At 61.0% G+C, this 21,128-nt stretch carries 25 protein-coding genes, 1 tRNA gene and 1 pseudogene; 11 read left to right on the plus strand and 16 right to left on the minus strand.

What is annotated here, in order from left to right:
• Positions 1–126 precede the first annotated feature (126 nt).
• Positions 127–2,418, minus strand: a complete 2,292-nt coding sequence (bglX, locus tag RHM60_RS23200) for a beta-glucosidase BglX (RefSeq protein WP_209989778.1) — start codon at positions 2,416–2,418, stop codon at positions 127–129.
• Positions 2,419–2,655: 237 nt separating this feature from the next.
• On the opposite strand from bglX, the gene RHM60_RS23205 reads away from it, so the two are divergent.
• The 4 genes from RHM60_RS23205 to RHM60_RS23220 all read left to right on the plus strand — a co-directional run bounded on the left by RHM60_RS23205 (position 2,656) and on the right by RHM60_RS23220 (position 6,007).
• A complete protein-coding gene (locus tag RHM60_RS23205) occupies positions 2,656–3,267 on the plus strand; it encodes a LemA family protein (RefSeq protein WP_209989781.1) in 612 nt (203 codons plus the stop codon).
• A gap of 18 nt (positions 3,268–3,285) precedes the next feature.
• Complete coding sequence (locus RHM60_RS23210; RefSeq protein WP_322212898.1) at positions 3,286–4,008, plus strand: TPM domain-containing protein; 723 nt, start codon at positions 3,286–3,288, stop codon at positions 4,006–4,008.
• 31 nt (positions 4,009–4,039) lie between these two features.
• Positions 4,040–4,657, plus strand: coding sequence for a TPM domain-containing protein (locus RHM60_RS23215; RefSeq protein WP_322212899.1), 618 nt, complete (start codon positions 4,040–4,042; stop codon positions 4,655–4,657).
• A 132-nt stretch (positions 4,658–4,789) separates the two neighbouring features.
• Entirely contained in the window at positions 4,790–6,007 is a 1,218-nt protein-coding gene (locus RHM60_RS23220; protein ID WP_231422053.1) for a class I SAM-dependent methyltransferase, read from the plus strand.
• Between the two features lie 9 nt (positions 6,008–6,016).
• Here RHM60_RS23220 and RHM60_RS23225 read toward each other — a convergent pair whose 3' ends face one another.
• From RHM60_RS23225 to RHM60_RS23235, 3 genes and pseudogenes are all read right to left on the minus strand, one after another.
• Positions 6,017–6,985 carry a FecR family protein gene (locus RHM60_RS23225; protein ID WP_231422054.1) on the minus strand — a complete coding sequence of 323 codons (969 nt, stop codon included), beginning with the start codon at positions 6,983–6,985 and terminating at the stop codon, positions 6,017–6,019.
• Positions 6,982–7,160: pseudogene (locus RHM60_RS23230) on the minus strand (sigma factor-like helix-turn-helix DNA-binding protein); the annotation flags it as partial. The gene RHM60_RS23225 and the pseudogene RHM60_RS23230, both read right to left, overlap by 4 nt.
• Before the next feature lie 222 nt (positions 7,161–7,382).
• On the minus strand, positions 7,383–8,399 hold the full coding sequence (locus RHM60_RS23235; protein ID WP_322212900.1) for a DUF4917 family protein: 1,017 nt from the start codon (positions 8,397–8,399) through the stop codon (positions 7,383–7,385).
• Between the two features lie 123 nt (positions 8,400–8,522).
• Between RHM60_RS23235 and yiaY the strand changes: the two genes are divergently transcribed.
• Positions 8,523–9,671, plus strand: a complete 1,149-nt coding sequence (gene yiaY / locus RHM60_RS23240) for an L-threonine dehydrogenase (RefSeq protein WP_209989799.1) — start codon at positions 8,523–8,525, stop codon at positions 9,669–9,671.
• A gap of 25 nt (positions 9,672–9,696) precedes the next feature.
• Here the strand turns inward: yiaY and RHM60_RS23245 are convergent, their stop codons facing one another.
• Entirely contained in the window at positions 9,697–10,185 is a 489-nt protein-coding gene (locus RHM60_RS23245; protein WP_322212901.1) for a DMT family transporter, read from the minus strand.
• Positions 10,186–10,262: 77 nt separating this feature from the next.
• Between RHM60_RS23245 and RHM60_RS23250 the strand changes: the two genes are divergently transcribed.
• From RHM60_RS23250 to RHM60_RS23265, 4 genes are all read left to right on the plus strand, one after another.
• Positions 10,263–11,180 (plus strand): LysR family transcriptional regulator, encoded by a 918-nt coding sequence (locus RHM60_RS23250; RefSeq protein WP_322212902.1) that lies wholly within the window; start codon positions 10,263–10,265, stop codon positions 11,178–11,180.
• A gap of 14 nt (positions 11,181–11,194) precedes the next feature.
• Positions 11,195–11,605: a fosfomycin resistance glutathione transferase gene (gene fos / locus RHM60_RS23255; protein WP_322212903.1), complete on the plus strand. Its 411-nt coding sequence runs from the start codon at positions 11,195–11,197 to the stop codon at positions 11,603–11,605.
• A gap of 52 nt (positions 11,606–11,657) precedes the next feature.
• Positions 11,658–12,299, plus strand: a complete 642-nt coding sequence (locus tag RHM60_RS23260) for a LysE family translocator (RefSeq protein WP_322212905.1) — start codon at positions 11,658–11,660, stop codon at positions 12,297–12,299.
• A 119-nt stretch (positions 12,300–12,418) separates the two neighbouring features.
• Positions 12,419–12,946, plus strand: coding sequence for a DUF4142 domain-containing protein (locus tag RHM60_RS23265; protein ID WP_209989876.1), 528 nt, complete (start codon positions 12,419–12,421; stop codon positions 12,944–12,946).
• A gap of 54 nt (positions 12,947–13,000) precedes the next feature.
• Here RHM60_RS23265 and RHM60_RS23270 read toward each other — a convergent pair whose 3' ends face one another.
• The gene (locus RHM60_RS23270) at positions 13,001–13,426 is read right to left on the minus strand and encodes a low affinity iron permease family protein (RefSeq protein ID WP_322212908.1); all 426 of its coding nucleotides are present in this window, start codon (positions 13,424–13,426) and stop codon (positions 13,001–13,003) included.
• A 175-nt stretch (positions 13,427–13,601) separates the two neighbouring features.
• On the opposite strand from RHM60_RS23270, the gene RHM60_RS23275 reads away from it, so the two are divergent.
• Positions 13,602–14,384 carry a GNAT family N-acetyltransferase gene (locus RHM60_RS23275; protein WP_209989880.1) on the plus strand — a complete coding sequence of 261 codons (783 nt, stop codon included), beginning with the start codon at positions 13,602–13,604 and terminating at the stop codon, positions 14,382–14,384.
• Here the strand turns inward: RHM60_RS23275 and RHM60_RS23280 are convergent, their stop codons facing one another.
• From RHM60_RS23280 to RHM60_RS23325, 10 genes are all read right to left on the minus strand, one after another.
• Positions 14,385–14,885: a methylated-DNA--[protein]-cysteine S-methyltransferase gene (locus tag RHM60_RS23280; protein WP_322212909.1), complete on the minus strand. Its 501-nt coding sequence runs from the start codon at positions 14,883–14,885 to the stop codon at positions 14,385–14,387.
• A gap of 15 nt (positions 14,886–14,900) precedes the next feature.
• Positions 14,901–15,311, minus strand: a complete 411-nt coding sequence (locus tag RHM60_RS23285; protein WP_057007889.1) for a type II toxin-antitoxin system HicB family antitoxin — start codon at positions 15,309–15,311, stop codon at positions 14,901–14,903.
• A 21-nt stretch (positions 15,312–15,332) separates the two neighbouring features.
• A complete protein-coding gene (locus RHM60_RS23290; RefSeq protein ID WP_003233882.1) occupies positions 15,333–15,515 on the minus strand; it encodes a type II toxin-antitoxin system HicA family toxin in 183 nt (60 codons plus the stop codon).
• A gap of 177 nt (positions 15,516–15,692) precedes the next feature.
• Positions 15,693–15,998: a DUF6482 family protein gene (locus tag RHM60_RS23295; RefSeq protein ID WP_231422063.1), complete on the minus strand. Its 306-nt coding sequence runs from the start codon at positions 15,996–15,998 to the stop codon at positions 15,693–15,695.
• A 21-nt stretch (positions 15,999–16,019) separates the two neighbouring features.
• Positions 16,020–16,544, minus strand: a complete 525-nt coding sequence (locus RHM60_RS23300) for a DUF3833 domain-containing protein (RefSeq protein WP_322212910.1) — start codon at positions 16,542–16,544, stop codon at positions 16,020–16,022.
• A 194-nt stretch (positions 16,545–16,738) separates the two neighbouring features.
• Positions 16,739–16,812: transfer RNA gene (locus RHM60_RS23305), tRNA-Gly, on the minus strand.
• Positions 16,813–16,907: 95 nt separating this feature from the next.
• Positions 16,908–17,792, minus strand: coding sequence for an alpha/beta hydrolase (locus RHM60_RS23310; RefSeq protein WP_322212911.1), 885 nt, complete (start codon positions 17,790–17,792; stop codon positions 16,908–16,910).
• Between the two features lie 83 nt (positions 17,793–17,875).
• A complete protein-coding gene (locus tag RHM60_RS23315) occupies positions 17,876–18,568 on the minus strand; it encodes a pseudouridine synthase (protein WP_209989893.1) in 693 nt (230 codons plus the stop codon).
• Positions 18,558–18,770: a cysteine-rich CWC family protein gene (locus RHM60_RS23320; RefSeq protein WP_209989897.1), complete on the minus strand. Its 213-nt coding sequence runs from the start codon at positions 18,768–18,770 to the stop codon at positions 18,558–18,560. Before RHM60_RS23320 ends, RHM60_RS23315 begins: the two co-directional genes overlap by 11 nt.
• A gap of 62 nt (positions 18,771–18,832) precedes the next feature.
• Entirely contained in the window at positions 18,833–20,455 is a 1,623-nt protein-coding gene (locus tag RHM60_RS23325) for a methyl-accepting chemotaxis protein (protein WP_322212912.1), read from the minus strand.
• Positions 20,456–20,765: 310 nt separating this feature from the next.
• On the opposite strand from RHM60_RS23325, the gene RHM60_RS23330 reads away from it, so the two are divergent.
• Positions 20,766–21,107: a hypothetical protein gene (locus RHM60_RS23330; protein WP_209989903.1), complete on the plus strand. Its 342-nt coding sequence runs from the start codon at positions 20,766–20,768 to the stop codon at positions 21,105–21,107.
• Positions 21,108–21,128: the final 21 nt, after the last annotated feature.

Below are 21,128 nucleotides of genomic sequence, written 5' to 3' on the forward strand. Positions count from 1 at the left end.
GCGTGTGCGAACGGGCGGGTCCATTGATGTAGGGATAGGCTTGGAGCGCAGAGCGAAAGTGGCTTTGCTGCTGGGGATACGTGTCAGCACGCAAGCCCCCTCTTCAGGGAAGAGGGGCTGCACGTATTACAACAGCTCGAAGGTCTGCTGCTGCACGTCCTGGGAATCCAACCCGATCTGCACATTGAACTCGCCCGGCTCGGCGGCGAATTTCAGTTGGGTGTTGTAGAACTTCAAGTCTTCCTCGGTGATGGTGAAGTGCAAGGTGCGTTCTTCACCGGCCTTGAGCATGACTTTCTGGAAGTTCTTCAGCTCCTTGACCGGACGGATCATCGAGCCGGCCACGTCCTGGATATACAGTTGCACCACCGTTTCGCCATCCACCTTGCCGGTGTTCTTCACCGTGACGCTGGCGTCGAGCTTGCCGGTCTTGTTCAGGGTGGTGGACGACAGCGCCATGTCCGACAGGGTAAACCGCGTGTAGCTCAGGCCATAGCCGAACGGAAACAAGGGGCCGGTGGTGTCATCGAAATACTGCGAGGTGTAGTTGCCCGGCTTGCCCGGGGTGAACGGCCGGCCGACGCTCAGGTGGTTGTAGTAGGTCGGGATCTGCCCCACCGAGCGCGGGAACGTGATCGGCAGCTTGCCCGACGGGTTGTAGTCACCGAACAGCACGTCGGCAATCGCATGACCGCCTTCGGTGCCGGCGAACCAGGTTTCCAGAATCGCGTCGGCTTGCTTGTTCTCGTCGACGATCGACAGTGGACGGCCGTTCATCAGCACCAGCACCAGTGGCTTGCCGGTGGCCTTGAGTGCCTTGATCAGGTCGCGCTGGCTTTGCGGGATGTTCAGGTCGGTGCGGCTGGAGGACTCATGGGACATGCCACGGGACTCGCCCACGGCGGCGACCACCACATCGGCGTCTTTGGCGGCCTTGACCGCTTCGTCGATCATTGCCTGGGCCGGGCGGGCGTCATCCACCACTTCCGGGGCATCGAAGTTGAGGAAGTTGAGGTAGTCGACCACGGCCTTGTCGTTGGTGATGTTGGCGCCACGGGCGTAGATGATCTTGCCTTTTTCGCCGATCACCGCGTTCATGCCGTCGAGCAGGGTCACCGATTGCTCGGGTTTGCCGGCGGCGGCCCAACTGCCCATCATGTCGATCGGTGCCTTGGCCAGCGGGCCCACCAGGGCGATGGTGGCGGATTTTTTCAGTGGCAGGGTGTCGTTCTGGTTTTTCAGCAGCACCAGGCTGCGGCGCGCGATATCGCGCGCATCGCTGCGGTGCAGGCGGCTTTCGGCGTAGGTGTCGGCCGGGTCGTCCTCGGCCTTGCCGATGCGCAGGTACGGGTCCTTGAACAGGCCCATGTCGTACTTGGCGGCGAGCACTTCGCGCACGGCGTTGTCGATGTCACTCTGTTCGATCTCGCCGGACTTGAGCAGCCCCGGTAATTCCTTGGCGTAGAGCGAGTCGTTCATGCTCATGTCGATGCCGGCCTTGATCGCAAGCTTGGCGGCTTCACGCCCGTCCTTGGCCACGCCGTGCTTGATCAGTTCGACGATCGCGCCGTGGTCGCTCACGGCCAGGCCCTTGAAGCCCCAGTCCTTGCGCAGCAGGTCGTTCATCAGCCAGGTGTTGGCGGTGGCGGGCACGCCGTTGATCGAGTTGAGCGCCACCATCACGCTGCCGGCACCGGCCTTGATCGCCGCGTGGTAGGGCGGCAGGTAGTCCTGGTACATCTTGACCGGGCTCATGTCGACCACGTTGTAGTCGCGCCCGCCTTCCACCGCGCCGTACAGGGCGAAGTGCTTGACGCTGGCCATGAGGCTGTCGGCATTGGCCGGGCTTGTGCCCTGGAAGGCCTTGACCATCACGCCGGCGATGCGCGAGGTCAGGTAGGTGTCTTCACCGAAGCCTTCGGAGGTGCGGCCCCAGCGCGGGTCGCGGGAGATGTCGACCATCGGCGCAAAGGTGATGTCGAGGCTGTCGGCGGCGGCTTCCTGGGCGGCGATGCGCCCGGAGCGGCCGATGGCGTCCATGTCCCAGCTGGAGGCCAGGGCCAGGCTGATCGGGAAAATGGTGCGGTGGCCGTGGATCACGTCGTAGGCGAAGAACATCGGGATCTTCAGGCGGCTGTGCATGGCCGCGTCCTGCATCGGACGGTTTTCCGCGCGGGTGATGGAGTTGAACGTGCCGCCGATGCGGCCGGCGGCGATTTCCTTGCGGATCAGCTCGCGGGGCATCTCGGGGCCGATGCTGATCAGGCGCAATTGGCCGATCTTTTCATCCAGGGTCATCTGCCTGAGCAGGTCGCTGACGAAGGCGTCCTTGTCTTTAAGCGCAGCAGGCTTTGTTTCCGCCCATGCGGGATGACTGGCCAGAGTGGCTACAAGGCCGAGCAAACACAGCTTCTTCATGAATATCCTTTTTCGGCTCACTGCACAGCACTGGGCTGATCGGCCGAAATGTGGGGAGCGTCTATTGTTGTTCGGGTGTTGTTCAGATAAATGCAGCACACTCTGAACTCTTTTTCGCGCTGGGCATCTTTGTAGCTGATTGGCTCGATGCATGCCAGTGGTGGCGGATTATGCCCCAAGCGTGTTGCTTGTGGGATGAGTCGTCACATTCCATCAAGGTTCGTCAGGAGAAATACCATGCAAGCAGCACTCCCTTACCGTTGGGGCTTCAAGGCCGCGGCATTGTTATTGATCAGCACGCTGCTGAGCGGTTGCGGCATCAACACCATTCCCACCCTGGACGAGCAGGCCAAGGCCGCCTGGGGCCAGGTGCAGAACCAGTACCAGCGCCGCGCTGACCTGATCCCCAATCTGGTGGAAGTGGTCAAGGGCTATGCCGCCCATGAGCAGGACACCCTCACTGCCGTGATCGAAGCACGGGCCAAGGCCACCTCGATCCAGGTGGATGCCAGCACCCTCGACAACCCGGAAAAACTCAAGCAGTTCCAGCAGGCCCAGGACGGCCTCAGCGGTGCACTCAGCCGTTTGATGGTGGTGTCCGAGCGCTATCCGGACCTCAAGGCCAACCAGAACTTCCTGGCCCTGCAGTCGCAACTGGAAGGCACCGAAAACCGTATCGCCGTGGCGCGTCGCGATTTCATCCAGGCCGTGCAGGCCTACAACACCGAAATCCGCACTTTCCCTGGTCGTCTGTGGCACAGCGTGATGTACAGCGACCTGCCGGTGCGTGCTTCGTTTGAAGCCACCAGTGCCGATGCCGATAAAGCGCCACAAGTGAAGTTCAAATAAGACTTTCCTGAGGTGTCGATGCGTTTATTACGGATAGGGTTGGCGCTGTGGCTGTTGGCCTGCGTGGGCGCAGCCCAGGCGGCGCTGAACTTCCCGGCGCTGACCGGGCGGGTGGTGGATAACGCCCAGATGATCGACCCGGCGGTGCGCGAGCAGTTGACCCGGCAGTTGCAGGCGCTGGAACAAACCTCGGGCGAGCAGATCGTGGTGGTCACTGTGCCGGACCTGCAGGGCGTGCCCATTGAGGACTTCGGTTATCAATTGGGCCGCGCCTGGGGCATCGGGCAGAAGGGCAAGGACAACGGCGCGCTGTTGATCGTTGCCCGCGATGAGCGCAAATTGCGTATCGAAGTCGGCTATGGCCTGGAAGGCGTGCTGACCGATGCGCAGTCCTGGGTGATCATCAACCAGGTGATCGCGCCCAAGTTCAAGGCCGGCAATTTCAGTCAGGGCATCAGCGACGGCGTGGCCGCGATGATCCAGGTGGTGGGCGGTGAGCCGCTGGCCGTGCCGGCCCATGTGGCGGACGCGAATTTTGCGCTGGATAACCCCGGATTTTCCATCGGCCTGTTTGTGCTGCTGATCGGCGTGTTATGGCTGTGCAACCGCATGGGCCTGCCGGTGGGCGCTATCTTGCTGGCGATCCTCAGCAGCAGCGGTCGCGGCGGCGGTGGGGGAGGCGGTGGCTTCCGGGGCGGCGGCGGTGGGTTTGGCGGCGGCGGTGCTTCAGGTGGCTGGTGATGACAACAACTAAAAACGGACATGTACAACCATGGCATTACTGACTGAACACGAACAACGCCAGGTCGCCGAAGCGATTGCGCGGGTCGAGCAACAGACCGACGCGGAGCTGGTGACCGTGCTGGCGGCGCGTGCCGACGACTACGCTTACATCCCGCTGTTGTGGGCCAGCCTGATCGCGTTGGTGGTGCCGGGTATCGTGCATTACCTGTCGGGCTACATGACCATGTACACCTTGCTGCTGGCGCAATGGGCGACATTCATCGTGCTGTGCCTGCTGTTTCGTCTGCCCAGCGTCACCACCCGCCTGATTCCGCGTTCGGTGCGCCACTGGCGCGCGTCCAACCTGGCGCGGCGCCAGTTCCTCGAACAGAACCTGCACCACACGCTGGGCAGCACCGGGGTGATGATTTTTGTCAGCGAGGCGGAGCGCTATGTGGAAATCCTGGTGGACGACGGCATCTCCAAACGCCTGGATGACAGCAGTTGGGACGCCATCGTCAAGGCGTTTACCCGGCAGGTGAGACAGGGGCAGACCCTGGCCGGGTTTATTGCCTGTATCGAGGCCTGTGGTGAGTTGCTCAAGGTGCATGTGCCGGTGACGCAGACGCGTAATGAGTTGCCCAATCGGCTGGTCGTGCTCGAATAATCCAGGCACACCCTGAGCCCTGTGGGAGCTGGCTTGATGTTGACTGACTGACCGTTGATCAAATAACTCCGTGCCCCCAACCGCCATCCCCCCTAAAATGCCCGGCATTTCCTGCCCGAGGCGTTTTTGTTCATGTCCGTCACCGCTAAACCCGCCAGCCCCGCGCCGGATCATCATGCCCGGTTCATCGAACTGCTGAACGCAAGCCTTGCGCAAAACGCCTTTATCAAGCTGGTGCTGGCCAGGTACGTCGGTGAGGAAGCCGAGCTGCAACGGCTGATCGTCAAGCCGGTAACGGTCAAGGAGCAGGCGTGCCTGTCCTTCGTGTACCGCTACAAGACCCGCGATATCACCCGCAACCTGCCGCTGGCGGACGGCGTGGCGGCGATTGCCGAGCTGCTGCCGGCCTCGTTCAAGAACGCGCACTTGTTGTCGCTGACCGACGAAGTGCAACTGGAATACAGCAAGAAAAACAAAAGCTCGCTGTTCAAAAGCAAGCCGCAGCAGCTGCGTGAGGCGCCGTCGGCCGAGCATAACCGTGAGAAGCACCGCTTTCTCGACCTGAGCCGGCCGTTCCTTGCCGATCTGGGGGTGACCGACGCCAGGCAGGCGCTGATCCCGTCGATGTCACGCAAGTGGAAGCAGATCAACAAGTTCATCGAAGTGTTCAGCCATGCGCTGACCTCGTCGCCCCTCAAACTCGACCAACCGGTGCGCGTAGCCGATTTCGGCTCGGGCAAGGGTTACCTCACGTTCGCGATCCACGATTACCTGCGCAACACCCTCAAGGCCGAAGGCGAAGTCACTGGCGTGGAGCTGCGCGAAGACATGGTGACCCTGTGCAACGCCGCCGCCGCCCGCCTCGAACACCCCGGGCTGCTGTTCAAATGCGGGGACGTGCGCAGCGTGGCGCCGAGCGAACTGGACGTGATGATCGCCCTGCATGCCTGCGACATCGCCACCGACTACGCGATCCACACCGGCATCCGCTCCGGCGCGTCGATCATCATGTGCTCGCCGTGCTGCCACAAACAGATTCGCCTGCAGATCCAGAGCCCGGCGTTGCTCAAGCCGATGTTGCAATATGGTCTGCACCTGGGCCAACAGGCGGAAATGGTCACGGACAGCCTGCGTGCGCTGTTCCTCGAGGCCTGTGGTTATGAGACCAAGGTGTTCGAGTTCATTTCGCTGGAACACACCAACAAGAACAAGATGATCCTCGCGGTGAAACGCGCGCAGCCGTTGGACAATGCGCAGTTGCTGGTGAAAATCCAGGAACTGAAGGCGTTCTATCAGATCACTGAGCATTGCCTGGAAACCCTGCTGCGCGCGGATGGTTTGTTGAGCTGAAGCGCGGGTTTATGGGCTCGGTTCGATCCGCAGGATGCCGTCCGCCGAGGCCACGGTTTTCACCGGCAGCAGCGCGGGCAGGGCATTGAGCAGGGCGTCGGGATCATTCACATCCAGGTTGCCCGACACCTTGAGCGCCGCAACTGCCTTGTTGACCTGCAACTGCGCCTGAGGGCGGTACAGGCTCAACTCGTCGATCAGGCTGGCCAATTCCAGGTTGCGAAACGACAAGTGGCCGCTGCGCCAGTCGGCCACCTCTTCGGCGGTGAGGGATTGCTGTTGCAGCGAGCCTTGGGCGTAGCGGTAAATCGCGCGGTGCCGGGCGTCGAGCAGGGCGACGGGTTTGTTTGCGTCCGGCTCGAACGCCACTTGGCCATGGGCGACGCTGACCACCAGTTGCTGCTGGCTGCGGCGCACATCGAAACCGGTGCCTACTGCCCGCACAGTCGCGGTGCCGGCCTGCACGTACAGGGGGCGTTCCTGGTCAGCGGCGACGTCGATGTACAACTGGCCCTGGTCCAGGTGAAGAATGCGTTGATGCGCGGTGAAGTCAACGCGGATGTGGGTGTTGGCGTTCACGTACAGCGTGCTGCCATCGGGCAGGGCGAGGGTGCGCATGCCCTTGGCGTGAACTGCCACCTGGCTGTGATACGGATCGCGGGGCGCGCCCAGGTGCGTGGCCAGCACGGCACAGAGCACGCCGGCTGCCACGGCCAGGGCCGGGCGCCAGAGGGACGGTTTGCGTGCAGGCAGCGCCACGGGCTTGTTCAGTTGTTGAAGTTGGGCGAGGTCGGCCCACAGCTGTTCGAATTCGGCATAGGCATGCGCATGCGCAGGCACCGACTGCCAGGCGGCAAAGGCTTTGCGCTCGGTGCGGCTCAGGTGGTTGCGGTTGCGTGCAAACCAGCTGGCGGCCTGCGCATCGATGGCGTCGCGTGCGTCGATGTCCAGGGCGTCGGTGTCGCTCAGGCGGCTCATTCTGGCTGCTCCGTGCCGGGGTCGGATTGAAGGCGCCTTCGCAATGCAGCAGGGCGATCTGCGCCTGGCTCATGCCCTCGAAGCGGTGCAGCATAAGGGCTTCTCGCCTGCGGGGCGAGCGTTCGGCGAGGACTTCGTGCAATTGTTCCAGACGCTGCAGGCACTGCGCGACTGCGCACGAGCTATTTCAGGCAACCACCCCCCTATGGCGAGCGGGCCTGTTGTGGCGAGCGGGCTTGCCCCGCGTTGGGGTGCGAAGCGCCCCCAATCGAGCAAAACGCGGTGTACCTGATACGGCTCAGCGCCTGGCTTTGGGGCTGCTGCGCAGCCCAACGCAGGACAAGCCTGCTCGCCACATGGCTAAGTGGAAGACTTGGCGCAGCCTCCCACCTTTTGATCAGCGCTCAACCGGGACGGAGAGTGCCGGGTTGCCCAGTGGATGGGTACGTGCGGCAAAGAACCGCACTTCCACGCCCGTGCCGTCCAACAACTGCGAGTAGCGCCTTTTCTGCTGACGGATAAACCCGTCACTGCGCCCCGACACCGCGATCGCCAGGGTACTCACATCCGCTTGGCGAATCGCATCCACCAGGTGTTGATCCTGCGGCCCCAGGTCATGGCCGAAGATGCACAGCGCGCCCTTGTGGCTGAGCAATTGTTCATAGCAGAACGACAGGTAATCCGAGCTGCGGATGGTCTTGAGCTTCTCCTGCACCGTGCCTTCGCTGACGAACAGCGGCACGTCGTCGAGGGTCTTGATCGTGTTGTTGATGGCAAAGCTGCTGAGCAGGGTGCTGTCGGTGGACGCCAGTTTGCGCGCGGTGCCGTCGAGGTTGCGCACCAGGTGCAGGCCGCCGTGCAGGTACAGAATGCGCGTGGCGTCGGTGCGGGTGTCGCGCAGGTCGAAGTGGGCGTCGGCACTGCGGAACAGGTCGTCGATGCCCGGCGTGTGCAGGATCGCCCAGTAATTGAGCAAATCGTAGTTGCTGGTGAACACCGTCGGGTAGCGCTGCAGTTCCTGGTTGATCGTCGCCAGTGTCGATGGCTGCACCAGGCGCCACGGGATATGCACGGCGTGGATGGTATTGATCAGCGCTTCCTTGATCGCGTAGTAGCGGTTGCGCGGCGCCGCCGAGCTGACGGCCAGTGCCTTGTTGACCCGGCTGGTGGTTTTCAGTGCGCCCAGGGCCTGCTCGAAACTGCGGGTTTGCAGGGTGTCGAACACGCTGAGCTCGGAGGGGCCCAGGGGTTTTTCTTCGACGGTGCGCGCGTTTTCGAACAGCGAGTCGTAGGCAAAGTCTTCCCAAATCGTGCGGCTGGCGCCGTTGCCGATCAGAATCCCACTGAAGTCGAGGGCAGCACGCAGCGTGCTCCAGTCTTCAAGGTGGGCGTCGATATCCTGGAAATCCTTCATTGCGGCGGGTCTACTCAAAATCGGCTGGACGGTGACTTTATCACGAGCGGGCATTGATCCTGGTCAACATGCGCCGTGCGGCAAGGGTTGATCCTGTCGGCCTAACGCCTCCGAGGATTGACCATGAGCAGCACCTTCTTCATTCCCGCCGTCAACATCATGGGCACCGATTGCCTGGACGACGCCATGCTCGCCATCCGCAACTACGGTTTTCGCAAGGCGCTGATCGTGACCGACGCGGGCCTGGCCAGGGCGGGCGTGGCCGGCATGATTGCCGAGAAGCTGGCGCTGCAGGACATTGACTCGGTGATCTATGACGGTGCCAGGCCCAACCCCAACGTGGACAACGTCGAGAAAGGCCTGGTGCTGCTGCAACAGAGCGCCTGTGATTTCGTGGTGTCACTGGGCGGCGGCTCGCCCCATGACTGCGCCAAGGGCATCGCGTTGTGCGCCACCAATGGCGGGCGTATCGGCGATTACGAAGGCGTCGACCGGTCGAGCAAGCCGCAACTGCCGCTGGTGGCCATCAACACGACTGCCGGCACCGCCAGCGAGATGACCCGCTTCTGCATCATCACCGATGAAACCCGCCACGTGAAAATGGCCATCGTGGACCGCAACGTTACGCCGTTGCTGTCGGTCAACGATCCCGCGCTGATGGTCGGCATGCCCAAGGGCCTCACCGCCGCGACGGGCATGGACGCGCTGACTCATGCCATCGAAGCCTACGTATCCACCGCTGCCACGCCGATTACCGATGCCTGCGCGATCAAGGCCATCGAACTGATCAGCGCCAACCTGCGCCTGGCGGTGCGCGACGGCAGCGACAAAACCGCACGGGAGAATATGGCCTACGCGCAGTTCCTCGCCGGCATGGCCTTCAACAATGCGTCACTGGGTTTTGTGCATGCCATGGCGCACCAATTGGGCGGCTTTTATGACTTGCCCCACGGTGTATGCAACGCGGTATTGCTGCCCCACGTGCAAAGCTTCAACGCCAGTGTCTGCGCCAGGCGCCTGAGTGATGTGGCGCGCGCGCTGGGTGCCGATGTCACCGGCATTACCGCCGAAGAGGGCGCCCAGGCCGCCATCGCCGCGATCCGCAGACTGTCCCACGACGTGGAGATCCCCGCCGGCCTGCGCGAACTCGGCGCGAAGTTGCAGGACATTCCACTGCTGGCGAGCAATGCGCTGAAGGACGCATGCGGGCTGACCAACCCTCGTCGGGCGGATCAGCGGCAGATTGAGGAGGTTTTTCGCAGTGCGTTTTGACAGCTGCAGCCTCGGTCGGCACTGATCAGCCCACCGTCGCCAGCGCCCGTGCCGGTGTGCTGCTGAACTGGATCAGCACCACGCCGCCCATCAACAACAGCGCGCCCACCACCCGAGGTGTATTCAGTTGGCGCTCGACCAGGCCGAACAGGCCGAAATGGTCAAGCAGCAGCGATGCGAGAATCTGCCCGGCCATGGCCAGGGCGATAAACCCCGACGCGCCGAGTTTGGGCAGCAGCATCAACGCCAGCGAAATAAAGCACACGCCGAACGCGCCACCGGCCCACATCCACAGCGGGGCCTGGGTGATAAATGCCAGGCTTGGCAACGGCAGGCGCAGGGCAAGGATCACCGGCAGCAGCACAATGATGCTCACCAGCAATGACGCCAGCGTGGCCCAGAGCGGATGGCCGAGGCCGCGCCCGAGGCTGGCGTTGATCGCACTTTGAAACGGCACCACCGCCCCGGCGATTACGGCCAACAGCAATAACCCGGCCCACTGCAACGTCGTCATGTCGAATCTCCCAGAGGTTTTGCTGGACTCTAGGGTATTCGTCGCGCAAATTTAAATTCCATTTACGTATATCTGGCATGCAGCTGATGAATGATCTGCGACGCATCGACCTCAACCTGTTGGTCATCCTCGACGCCTTGCTCAGTGAGCAACACGTCACCCGTGCCGCCGAGCGTCTACACCTGAGCCAGCCGGCCGTGAGCCATGCGCTGGCGCGCTTGCGTGACCTGCTCGGCGACCCATTGCTGGTGCGGCAGGGCGGTGCATTGGTTGCGACTGCCCGCGCGCTGGAGCTGGCCGCCCCGTTGGCCGAAGCCCTGGCCCAGGTGCAGGCATTGCTGGCGCCGAACCGGTTTGATCCGGCCACCGCCAAGCGTCGGTTTCGTGTGGCGATGTCGGACTACGGCGCGGCGATTTTTTTGCCACCGCTGGTGCGCACGTTGCGTCGGCAGGCGCCGGGCATCGACTTGCAGGTCGTCCAGGCCAGCCGTGAAGGCATGGTCGACGGTGTGCTCAATGGCGATCTGGACCTGGCCGCCGGCGTCTTTCCTGATCTGCCGGCCGAACTGCGGACTACACCGCTGTTTGAAGAGCATTACACCTGCCTGGTGGACCGCGACAGCCTGCCGGACAGTGGCGTGCTGGACTTGCCGACCTACCTGTCGCGGCCCCATGTATTGCTGGAGATGCGCGGCAGCGGCACTCCGGAAATCGAACGCGCCTTGAAAGCGATTCGGGAGCGGCGGCATGTGGCGATCAGCCTGCCCCACTGGGGCGTGGCGCCGCGGTTGATTCAGGGCACGGATCTGATCCTCACGGTTTCATCGCGGGGAGTCCTGGCCATTGATCAGGAGCAATTGCTGGCCGTGCCGCCGCCGTTTCATATCCCCACGTTTGCTTTTGAGTTGGCGTGGCATGCGCGGCGGGGTGGGGATGCGGGGTTGCAGTGGTTGAATGGGCAGGTGCGGGGTGTATTGTGCGATGGCCATTTATAACGGGAAACAACAGCATGCTTTCGGGACTCAATCACCTCACGCTGGCCGTCGTCGACCTGCAACGCAGCCTGCACTTCTACCACGAGCTGTTGCGCTTGCAGCTCGAGGCGACTTGGGCCAACGGCGCTTACCTCTCGCTGCCTGGGTTGTGGCTCTGTTTGTCCCTCGACCCGCTGCGCGACCCTGTGCCGGTGGTTGATTACACCCACTACGCATTCAGCACGCATGCTCGTGATTTTGATGCACTGGTTGAACGCCTCAGGGGCGCGGGTGTGCAGGAGTGGCGTGATAACCGCAGTGAGGGCGCTTCCTACTATTTTCTCGACCCTGATGGGCACAAGCTCGAGGTTCACGTCGGCGATCTGGCTTCGCGCCTGCAAGCCTGTCGTGAAAAACCTTACGCAGGCATGAAGTTTTACCCATAACGCCGGAACGTGCAGAATCCCTCCACCTCAACCCTCCGTCAGAGTCACGCCCATGACCCCATCCTTGCTGCTCGCTGTCCTTGCTTCAGGATTCATCTATGGCATTACGCCCGGTCCGGGCGTGCTGGCGGTGTTTGGCATCGGTGCCTCCCGTGGTCGCCGTGCCGGGGCGGGTTTTTTGTGCGGGCATTTGCTGGGGGATGTGGTGTGGTGCAGCACCGCGCTGATTGCGATTGTCGGCGCGCGCGAGGTCGGCAGCACGGCATTCGACGTGCTCGGCATGCTCAGCGGGTTGTATCTGTTCTGGCTCGGCTGGCGCGCGATTCGCACCCAGCGTCGCAACAGTGATGCGCCCCAGGGCGCGGCGCGGCATCCGTTTTGGCACGGCATCCTGTTTGGCCTGACCAATCCCAAGGCGTACCCGGTGGCAGTCGCGACGTTCACGGCATTACTCTCCAGCCGCGCCGAATTGCTGACTTGGGCGATGCTGCCGTCGCTGATTTTCCTGAGCTTTGTAGGCGGCCTGCTGGCCTACGCGATTCTGATCGGCGTGGTCGGCGCCCAGCGTGTGCGCACGGTGTATCAACGCCACGAAATATTGATCACTCGGCTGTGCGGTGTGATGTTCATCGGCTTTGCTATCAATGCTCTGGCCCATGCGTTGCCGGGCCTGTTTGGTAGCAAATCTGCCTGAAGCGAAGGTGACCGTTCGTCGCACTGACAAGTTTTTTCTAAACCTTTGCTGCCCTGAAAATTCGAATTCAGGGCGAGGTGTTTGTCCTCGCACCTATTTTTGCCCTGGAGGAACCCATCATGAGCCGCATGGCTATCCGGTTACGCACCGCCAGTTTCGCGATGCTGCTGGGCCTCGGCGCCAGCAATGCCTTCGCCCAGTCGCCTGCTGAATTCATCGAGCAGGCTTCGGCCAAAGGCATGGCCGATATCGAAACCAGTCGCATGGCCCACTCCAAAACCTCGTCCCAGGAAATCAAGGACTACACCATCGAGGTGATCAACGAGCGCACGCTGGCCAACCAGCACTTGGCAGCCATCGCCAAGAAGCTCGATCTGCCCGTGGCGCCGCGCGAAAAGATTGTCGACAAGGCCGAAACCCTGATGCCCGAACTCAAGGACGGCGACTCGTTCGACGCCGCCTACACGGCGCAGCAGGTCAAGGAAAACGAAGACGCCATCGCCCTGTTCAAGCGCGAGGGCGCGGCTTCCAGCGTTCCCGAGATAAAGGCACTGGTGGATGAGACATTGCCCAAGCTGGAGGAGCGTCTGCAAAAAGCGCGTGCGTTGGCGTCGACTTATGGCAAGGGTCACCAAGGCGACGGTTGAGACGCCGGCCTGAAATGAAAAACGGCGGTTGGAGCAGATCCAACCGCCGTTTTTTCATGCCTGGTTCAAGTCGGTTCTGACCTGTGCCCCATCGTCTGCAGCCATGCCGCAACTGCTGTTCAAGCTGACGGTGCCGGTTTTGCCGATGCTGCGGTATTCCTGGCGTAGTTTTTCCAGCTCTTTGCGGTCCAGGCCATCCAGGCTCAGCACCGCGTTCTGCGCGTCCTTGGAGACGCGCAGCAGCTCATCGATCTTGATGTGCAGGATGTCATTGTCGCGGTTTTGCGTGTTCTGGATCAGGAACACCATCAGAAACGTGATGATGGTGGTTGAGGTATTGATGATCAGCTGCCAGGTGTCGTTGTAGTGGAAGTACGGCCCGCTCAGGCTCCACAAGCAAATCAATGCGACGGCCGCATAGAACGTCCGGGCACTGCCTGCCCAGCGGGACAGGGATTGTGAGATGGCGGCGAATTTCATGACCTTTTTCCTTTGAAGTGGGTGATGAACATATCGACCGTGACTGGTTCGTGAAATTTCTTTTTACAATTAGCCTCCCACGCCAGTTGAGGCTTTTTTGATGCTCTTTTAGGAAACGGCTTACTGCGCGTTGCTGCGTCACATCCAAGACTGGGCTTTTGCCTGGATATTGCCCATGCCCAATGACAGCGCCTGTGAGCTGAGCGCGCTCTATCAAAAAACCGACGAGCATTTTTATTCCGCAACCTGCTTGCCGTATCGCTGCTATGGCTCGTGTGTCAGCACCTATTTCATCGATGAGAGCGACGGCCCGCAGAACCTGCTCATCGTTCGGTTGGGCTGCGTACCGTCGAGCGCTGAACTGGCCGCTGCGCTGGCTTTGATCCGCCGTACCACGCTGCCGATACGCCTGGTGATGCACGAGCAAAAGGTTGAGACGTTACGCGAGCTGCTCACGGGCCTTGGCTTTCGTGCTGCAGACGTGACCAGCGCAATGGCCCTTCAATTGCTACCGTTTACGTCAATGCAATGCAACGGCGCGGTGCAGATCAGCCTGACCCGCAACCTCACGCAATGGGCCGTCCCGCTTGTCAGTGCGTTCTCGTCGACCCCCGTAGAGGTCGCGCATTATCAACAGCGGCACGAACGGGCCCTTGAGGCGGGTGAAGCGCTGTACCACTTCGTGTTGTCTGCCGACGGCCAGGTAGCTTCTTCGTTGACGTTGTCGATGTGTGACGGGGCGGCGCGCATCAACGATTTTGGCACCGTCGCGGGTTTTCGCGGTAAAGGCTATGGCACTCGATTGATCCAGACAGCCCTGCTTCATGCCTGGCGCCTGGGCGGGCGGTTCTGTTTTCTGGAGGCGACTTCAGCGGCCACATCGCTCTATCGAGCCTTGGGTTTCGAGCGGCTGTTCGATTATCAGACCTTCGTGCGGGGCCCGGTTGCACAGGCGTAGTCAGAATCCCATGTTGGTCTGGTTGCGGTTTTCGAGCGTCAACAGATACTGCTTGGCCTCGAGTCCTCCGGCAAACCCGGTCAAGGTGCCCGATGCGCCAATGACGCGATGGCACGGCGCAATGATCGAGATGGGATTGCGACCGTTGGCAGCGCCTACTGCGCGAACGGCAGTAGGGTTGCCGATCTGCCGCGCAATCTGGCTGTAGCTGCGGGTTTCGCCGAAGGGAATGGTCAGCAGCGCTTGCCAGACCTGCTTCTGGAAAACGGTGCCGGCGAAATCCAGTTCCAGTTCGAAGTGGTTGCGCGTTCCGGCGAAGTATTCGTGCAACTGGCGCTGGGTTTCCAGCAGCACCGGGTTATCGCGGGCTTCGATCAGATTATCCAGGCGTACACGGTTGGCGCGCTCTGTTTCCCACAGGATGGCCGCGAGCTTGCCGGCGCGCGCCACCAGGGTGAGTTGGCCGACGGGCGAGGGCATGAGGATGTATTCGTGAGACATCAGCACGCTCCTGGGTCAATGGCCCTTCTGCAGTACCTTGAGTGCTGCCGATGCCAGAAAACCTGAACGGCTTTTTTCTTCCGGATGGTGCAGCACATAGTCATCAATGCGATTGAGCAGATAGCCAGGCAAGGTGATGTTGAGTTTTTGCGCCTTGCCCAAATAGCGGGTGACATCGATGTCCACCACTGCCCAGGTGCAGCCGGCGTATTGGGGGTTGGCGGCATGCACGGTGACTTTTTGCGCGCCGGGAATCGGCGAGCCGTCTTCGGCAAGGATTTCGAAGTGCCCTTCAATGGCTTCGCGGGCCATGGCCATGGCGTCGTCCAGGTCGTCGCCGGCCGAATAGCAGCCAGGGATATCCGGGACTTCCACGCCCCAGGCGTGGTCTTTGTCACCGGTTGAAATTGCGATGGGGTACAGCATGTTTTTGTCCTCCACAGACGTTTAACTCAGCAGAGCCTGTTTCAAAATGCTCTTGGCGGTCTTGTCCAACAGATCCTTTTTTGGATGAGGAATCGTCACCAGTCCCGGCTTGGTCGGGTGCTTGTAGTGATGATGACTGCCTCTGATACGCACCAGGTACCAGCCATCCGCAACGATATGACCTATCAAATATCGACTGTCCACAACACCTCCTTGTGGCGTGTGTTGGTGGTGACTATAACCACAGAAAATAAAATATCAACACTCTACCTACCGGAAGTTGATGAGCGGTATTTCGGTGAGTGGTCACTGCAGTGTATGAGCGCCTGGGAACAACGCTGGAGAGAGATATTGCGAGGTTTTGCTACGCAGGCGAAGCGTCTAGTGCGTTGCCGCGAGCGAAAACGGAATGCGCAAGGCACCGATAGGCCCGGTGCGCGTGCCACACATTTCGTCATGCACGCACTGCTGCACCAGCACACAGGGGAATGGCGGAACGCGCTGCAAGAGGTCGCGCAAGTGGGTGGTGGAGCGCAGGCGCAGGGTTTTGCCATGATCGTCCAGCAAGGTCAGTTCACCGTCATCGAGTGTCACACGAGCAATGTAGAAGCCGCCCTCCAGCGACAGCAGCTCCAGCTCCCGTATTGCGCCTTTCTCGGCCAGTTCGGTCAGCATTTGCACATTCATGATTCACCCTCGCGTTCAGGTTTATTGGCGACGAAAGAACAACGTGACCTGGCCCCACTCAACGCCGAACTTGGACATGCTCGAGCGGTTGATCAGCGTGTCTTCATCCATCAGGTACATCCAGTCGTCAAAACTGACTTCATACACCGAGCCATCCACCGGCAGGTTGAGCCGGTAGCGCCAGCGCAGTGCATTGCCGGCCACTTCGCCGATGGCGTCGCCCACCACATCACCGGCGCGTCCACGCCAGCGCCCAGGGCCATCGGGGGTGAGCGTCCACACCCGCTGCTGACGCGTGCCATCGCTGTACAGGAAGCGTTCGTCAAGGATCAGCGCATTGCCCTCGCGCCTGCTGGTGATGTCTACCTCGAAACGCTTGGCCACTTCGCCCGAGCGCTTCTCGAATATGCCCCAGGCCTTGACGGGCTTGCTGAAGAAACGCTGCAGATCCAATTGCGGTTGCTGATTGGCATAGTGCTCGACGCCCACATGGGCGCAGCCGCCCAGGCTCAATATCAGCAACAGTGAAACCAGAAGGCGCGGCATGGCCTGGCTCCTCGACCGCGCGCGGCGTATTACCGGCGCTCAAGGGTTGATGGTTGTACAAAATTATTGGTTTGTACAGGTCTTGAAGGGCAGTCTGACGCTTGACTCAAATCGCAGCCATAAAAAAACCGGCCATTCGGACCGGTTTTTCTGCATCTTCCGTCAACATTTTGCGACGTCGGACTCAAAAAGAGTGGAGCGGGTAGAGGGAATCGAACCCTCAACTAAAGCTTGGGAAGCTTTCGTTTTGCCACTAAACTATACCCGCTCAAAGCGGCTGACTTTGTACCAGATGTTCGCCGCGATTTGAAGTTTTTCTTCAAAAATGTATGAGTTCACTGTCGCGTCCACAGGGACGGCATTTCAGATTGCGAATGCCTGCTGCGTCCGTTCCTGCTGACCTCTCAACCGGTTCAATGGCCGCTCCCCTTTCAAGAATCCCACCACCGCCTCCTGGCTGTCCCGGCATGCCGCCTTGTGCTCCATGTCGAGGAAATGCCCGGTTGCCTGAATCGTGCTGAAGCTGCTGTGCGCCACGTGCTGTCCGAACAACCGGGCATCCTGGGGGCAGGTGTATTCGTCCCATTCGCCATTGATGAACAGCACCGGTATGTCGATGGCCTTGGCCGCCTTGAGATAACACTGTCGATCACCGTCCAGCATCCGGCGGATGTGAAAATGCATCTGCCCGTATTCGTGCTCGGCCAGGCTGCTGACGTGCTTGTAATTGAAGCGTTTGAACAGTGACGGCAGGTGCTTGCCGAGGGTGCTGTTGACCAGATGGCCGACGCGGTGGCGGTCGCGGTTGCCGAGGTAATCGGCGCCGCGCTCAAGATAGTCACGCATGGGCGCGTTGATCACCGGGGAGAACGAGCTGATCACCGCCTTTTCCACGCGCCGGGGCCGCTGGGACAAGGCCACCAGCGCCGCCGTGCCGCCCCAGGAGAAAGACAGCACGTGTTCGGCGGCGAAGTGGTCGATGAGTTCCAGCAGGATCCGGCCTTCGACTTCCTTCGTCAGCATGTGCTCATGGCGGTTGTGGATTCGGGAACGACCGGCGTAGGGCTGGTCATACAGAACCACATTGAATTGCGGGTGCAGGCTTTTCACGGTCTGGGCGAAGGAGGCCGTGGTGGCCATCGAGCCGTTGACCAGGACGATGGTCTTTTCAGCCGCGTCCGCGCGGTAGAACTCCGTGTAAACCCGATACTGACCCTGTATATCCAACACAGCGATTTCTGGCGTCATGTCGTAAGACTCCTGGCAAGCGGGTAGAGCGCGTAAACCACTCTGCACGTGCTTTATGACAGGCAGGCAATGCTGACACGGCCTCAGACGTGCTGAATCTCTTGCGGGTGCAACGGGCGATACTCGCCGGGCGCCAGCGCGCTATCCAGCTCAAGCGGCCCCATGCGCTCGCGGTGCAAGGCCAGTACCTTGTTGTCGAAGTGTCCGAACATGCGTTTTACCTGGTGGTAACGACCTTCGATGATGCTCAATCGCGCGGTTCTCGGCCCGAGCAACTCCAGCTCGGCCGGCTGGGTGGTGAGGTCTTCGAAGGCAAAGTACAGGCCGGCCTTGAACGTCACCGCGTACGCGTCGCCGATGGCCTGCTCGGTTTCCACCCGGTAAACCTTGGGCAGCTTGGTCGTCGGTTGCGTCAGGCGCCGCGACCACTGGCCGTCGTTGGTGAGCAGCAGCAGGCCGGTGGTGTTGAAGTCCAGGCGACCGGCGATATGCAACTCATGCTTGTCCGGTTCATCCAGCAGGTCGAGGACCGTGGGGTGTTGCGGGTCCGACGTGGCGCTCACGCAGCCCCGGGGTTTGTGCAGCATGAAATAGCGCGCCGGTTTACCGGCTTGCACCACCTCATCGTCCACGCACACCCGGCTGAATTCGCGCACGTCGTGATGCGGATCGCTGACCGCCACCCCATCGACGCTCACCCGCCGTTCCACCAATAACAGGCGTACCTGTTTGCGATTAAAGCGCGGCAGGTTGCTGAGCAAGCGATCAACGCGCATCGGGATTGCGCAATTGTTCGTCCACCTGGGCGCAACGCGGGCACAGGCAGGCCTTGTTGCGTAATTCATCGGGAAGGGCCTGCAGCAGCGCCGGGTCGATGCTGACGCTGAAGCACCAGCAGGCCATGCCTGCGGTGCGCGGGTCGGCCAGGGTGCAATCATTGCGGGCGCCGCAGGCGGGGCAGAGGGAGGGTGTGGTCATGGGGCTGGCGGTATCGAGCAAGGTTGCCTTGCACGATACAGCGCCCACCCGCGCCAGGCTACTTACAGCTTGAACTTGCTCACCAGCAGATTGAACGAGGTCGCCAGGCGTGAAAGGTCCTGGCTGGAAGCGTTGGTCTGGTTGGCACCGGCGGCGGTCTGGGCCGACAGGTCCTGGATGTTCAGCAGGTTGCGGTCGACCTCGCGGGCCACCTGAGCCTGCTCTTCGGACGCGGAGGCGATCACCAGATTGCGTTCGTTGATCTTCGCCACGCTGCTGGTAATCCGCTGCAACGCGTTCCCGGCGTTCTGCGCCAGGGTCTGGGTATTATTGGCCCAGGTGAGGCTCTTGTTCATCGCCGCCACGGCATCGTCGGCGCCGGCCTGTACTTCGCCGATCATTTTTTCAATGTCCACGGTGGAGGTCTGGGTGCGATGGGCCAATGCGCGCACCTCGTCGGCGACCACCGCAAAACCACGGCCCTGCTCGCCCGCGCGCGCCGCTTCGATGGCCGCGTTGAGCGCCAGCAGGTTGGTTTGGTCGGCGATGCCGCGAATCACATCGATCACTTTGCCGATTTCGCGAACCTGATTGGCGAGGTCGGCGACCGATTGCGTCGAGTCGTTGATTTCCACCACCATCGAGCTCATGCCGGAAACAGCCTGTTGCACCTGCTGCTGGCCTTCTTCAGCCTCTGTGGTGGCCTGGCTCGAAGCCTCCGAGGTGGACACGGCGTTGCTGGCCACTTCGTCGACGGCTGCGGTCATCTGGTTGACGGCGGTGGCGGCTTGCTGGATTTCGTCGTTCTGGCGGGTGAGGCTGCGCGTGCTCTCGTCGGTCACCGCGCTCAGCTCTTCAGCAGAGGATGCCAGTTGATCCGAAGCATTGGCGATTTCCAGTAGTGTGCTTTTCAATCCGCTCTGCATATCCGAAATTGCCATCAGCAGTTGACCGGCTTCATCGGTGCGATCGGTGAGGATCGCGTGGGTCAGGTCGCCCTTGGCGATCCGCTGGGCGCTTTCCACGGCCTGGGCGATAGGCCGCGTGATCAGTCGCGTGATCAGCAGGCCGACCGTGATAGCGATGATAAAGGCCAGCACGATACCGCCGATCATCCAATTCATGGCGCTGCTGCGCAGGTCATCGGCGGCGGCCGAGCCTTCTTTGATCTGGCGGTTGTTGGAATCGATCATGACGCGGATCAGTTCGCGGGCCTGCCTGAACATTTCGTTGTTGGTGCCGTTGAGTAGTGCTCGTGCCTGTTCGGTCTGGCCAGCGTCGAGCAATGCAACGATGCGTTCGGAGTTGCTGATATAGCCGGGCAACATCTGATCAAACTTGTCCCCAGCGGCGCGTTCGTCATCTTCCAGCGGTGTCGCGCGGTAAGTGGCGTAAGCGCTCAGGCCGGCCTTGAGTTGATTGGCAACATCTTGACGCACGCGCTCACGATCTTCACGCGCAACGTCGCCATTATTGGCGTCCATCAACCGGTACAAGCCACGGTTGTGTGACACCAGGCCATTGAGGGTCGCTGCAGTGTTGCTGACCGAGACCAGATTGTTGGAAAACGTTAAATCGAGGGCCGAAGCCAGACGGATCACGCCTTTGATGCCCAGTGCGCCAACGCCCAGGGTAATAAACGCACACATTACAAATGAGAGCAGCAGTTTGGTTGAAATCTTCATGGCGGAAATCCGAGGGTATAAGAGTAGGATGCTCGCTCTAGAGCCTCCGTGCTGTTGTGCGATGGCATAGTGACATTATCGAATTATTTAAAGTTTCATTTCGTCCAGAAATGTTCCGTTATTCAATGATCAAGTCGACCAGCGGTGAGGCAATATTCAAGCCAGTCGGGCGTTCAAAGGAGATGTATCAAGCTATTACCAAAACGCACCAGATTCAGTTTTTGATGTCAGATATTTCGTCATTCAGTGAAGGCTGAATGCCGCTCTCCAGCGTCGCTGGAGGTGCTCTTCCGCGGTCCAGGAGGCCGCCATGTATCGACGACTGCTGCTTGCTGCATTGCTCGGCGTGACGCTTTCCGGCTGTGTGCCCTATTACGAGGGCACCACCACCTACTACCGCTCCGAGGTCTACACCGAGCCGGCGCCTGTGTATTACTACGGCGGCGGCCCGGCGTATCAGTACCGGCGGGATTACTACCCGGCCCCGCGCTACTACACCCCGGCCCCTCGCTACTACCAACCGTCGCCGCGCTACTACGGGCCGCGCGCCGGATACCGGCCTTACCCGAATCAGGGTTGGGGTGACCGTTGGCATAACGGTGGACGAGGACGCGGCGGTGACCATGGCGGAGGGCGTGGCGGCCATCGATGAATGCTCTATTAACGGAAACGG

Source organism: Pseudomonas sp. MH9.3, from assembly GCF_034354675.1.
Lineage (GTDB): Bacteria > Pseudomonadota > Gammaproteobacteria > Pseudomonadales > Pseudomonadaceae > Aquipseudomonas.

What these genes read in the sequence shown, in the direction of transcription:
- bglX (WP_209989778.1), bottom strand. Translation starts at nt 2,418, where the DNA reads ATGAAGAAGCTGTGTTTGCTCGGCCTTGTAGCCACTCTGGCCAGTCAT.
- RHM60_RS23205 (WP_209989781.1), top strand. Translation starts at nt 2,656, where the DNA reads ATGCAAGCAGCACTCCCTTACCGTTGGGGCTTCAAGGCCGCGGCATTG.
- RHM60_RS23210 (WP_322212898.1), top strand. Translation starts at nt 3,286, where the DNA reads ATGCGTTTATTACGGATAGGGTTGGCGCTGTGGCTGTTGGCCTGCGTG.
- RHM60_RS23215 (WP_322212899.1), top strand. Translation starts at nt 4,040, where the DNA reads ATGGCATTACTGACTGAACACGAACAACGCCAGGTCGCCGAAGCGATT.
- RHM60_RS23220 (WP_231422053.1), top strand. Translation starts at nt 4,790, where the DNA reads ATGTCCGTCACCGCTAAACCCGCCAGCCCCGCGCCGGATCATCATGCC.
- RHM60_RS23225 (WP_231422054.1), bottom strand. Translation starts at nt 6,985, where the DNA reads ATGAGCCGCCTGAGCGACACCGACGCCCTGGACATCGACGCACGCGAC.
- RHM60_RS23235 (WP_322212900.1), bottom strand. Translation starts at nt 8,399, where the DNA reads ATGAAGGATTTCCAGGATATCGACGCCCACCTTGAAGACTGGAGCACG.
- yiaY (WP_209989799.1), top strand. Translation starts at nt 8,523, where the DNA reads ATGAGCAGCACCTTCTTCATTCCCGCCGTCAACATCATGGGCACCGAT.
- RHM60_RS23245 (WP_322212901.1), bottom strand. Translation starts at nt 10,185, where the DNA reads ATGACGACGTTGCAGTGGGCCGGGTTATTGCTGTTGGCCGTAATCGCC.
- RHM60_RS23250 (WP_322212902.1), top strand. Translation starts at nt 10,263, where the DNA reads ATGCAGCTGATGAATGATCTGCGACGCATCGACCTCAACCTGTTGGTC.
- fos (WP_322212903.1), top strand. Translation starts at nt 11,195, where the DNA reads ATGCTTTCGGGACTCAATCACCTCACGCTGGCCGTCGTCGACCTGCAA.
- RHM60_RS23260 (WP_322212905.1), top strand. Translation starts at nt 11,658, where the DNA reads ATGACCCCATCCTTGCTGCTCGCTGTCCTTGCTTCAGGATTCATCTAT.
- RHM60_RS23265 (WP_209989876.1), top strand. Translation starts at nt 12,419, where the DNA reads ATGAGCCGCATGGCTATCCGGTTACGCACCGCCAGTTTCGCGATGCTG.
- RHM60_RS23270 (WP_322212908.1), bottom strand. Translation starts at nt 13,426, where the DNA reads ATGAAATTCGCCGCCATCTCACAATCCCTGTCCCGCTGGGCAGGCAGT.
- RHM60_RS23275 (WP_209989880.1), top strand. Translation starts at nt 13,602, where the DNA reads ATGCCCAATGACAGCGCCTGTGAGCTGAGCGCGCTCTATCAAAAAACC.
- RHM60_RS23280 (WP_322212909.1), bottom strand. Translation starts at nt 14,885, where the DNA reads ATGTCTCACGAATACATCCTCATGCCCTCGCCCGTCGGCCAACTCACC.
- RHM60_RS23285 (WP_057007889.1), bottom strand. Translation starts at nt 15,311, where the DNA reads ATGCTGTACCCCATCGCAATTTCAACCGGTGACAAAGACCACGCCTGG.
- RHM60_RS23295 (WP_231422063.1), bottom strand. Translation starts at nt 15,998, where the DNA reads ATGAATGTGCAAATGCTGACCGAACTGGCCGAGAAAGGCGCAATACGG.
- RHM60_RS23300 (WP_322212910.1), bottom strand. Translation starts at nt 16,544, where the DNA reads ATGCCGCGCCTTCTGGTTTCACTGTTGCTGATATTGAGCCTGGGCGGC.
- RHM60_RS23310 (WP_322212911.1), bottom strand. Translation starts at nt 17,792, where the DNA reads ATGACGCCAGAAATCGCTGTGTTGGATATACAGGGTCAGTATCGGGTT.
- RHM60_RS23315 (WP_209989893.1), bottom strand. Translation starts at nt 18,568, where the DNA reads ATGCGCGTTGATCGCTTGCTCAGCAACCTGCCGCGCTTTAATCGCAAA.
- RHM60_RS23320 (WP_209989897.1), bottom strand. Translation starts at nt 18,770, where the DNA reads ATGACCACACCCTCCCTCTGCCCCGCCTGCGGCGCCCGCAATGATTGC.
- RHM60_RS23325 (WP_322212912.1), bottom strand. Translation starts at nt 20,455, where the DNA reads ATGAAGATTTCAACCAAACTGCTGCTCTCATTTGTAATGTGTGCGTTT.
- RHM60_RS23330 (WP_209989903.1), top strand. Translation starts at nt 20,766, where the DNA reads ATGTATCGACGACTGCTGCTTGCTGCATTGCTCGGCGTGACGCTTTCC.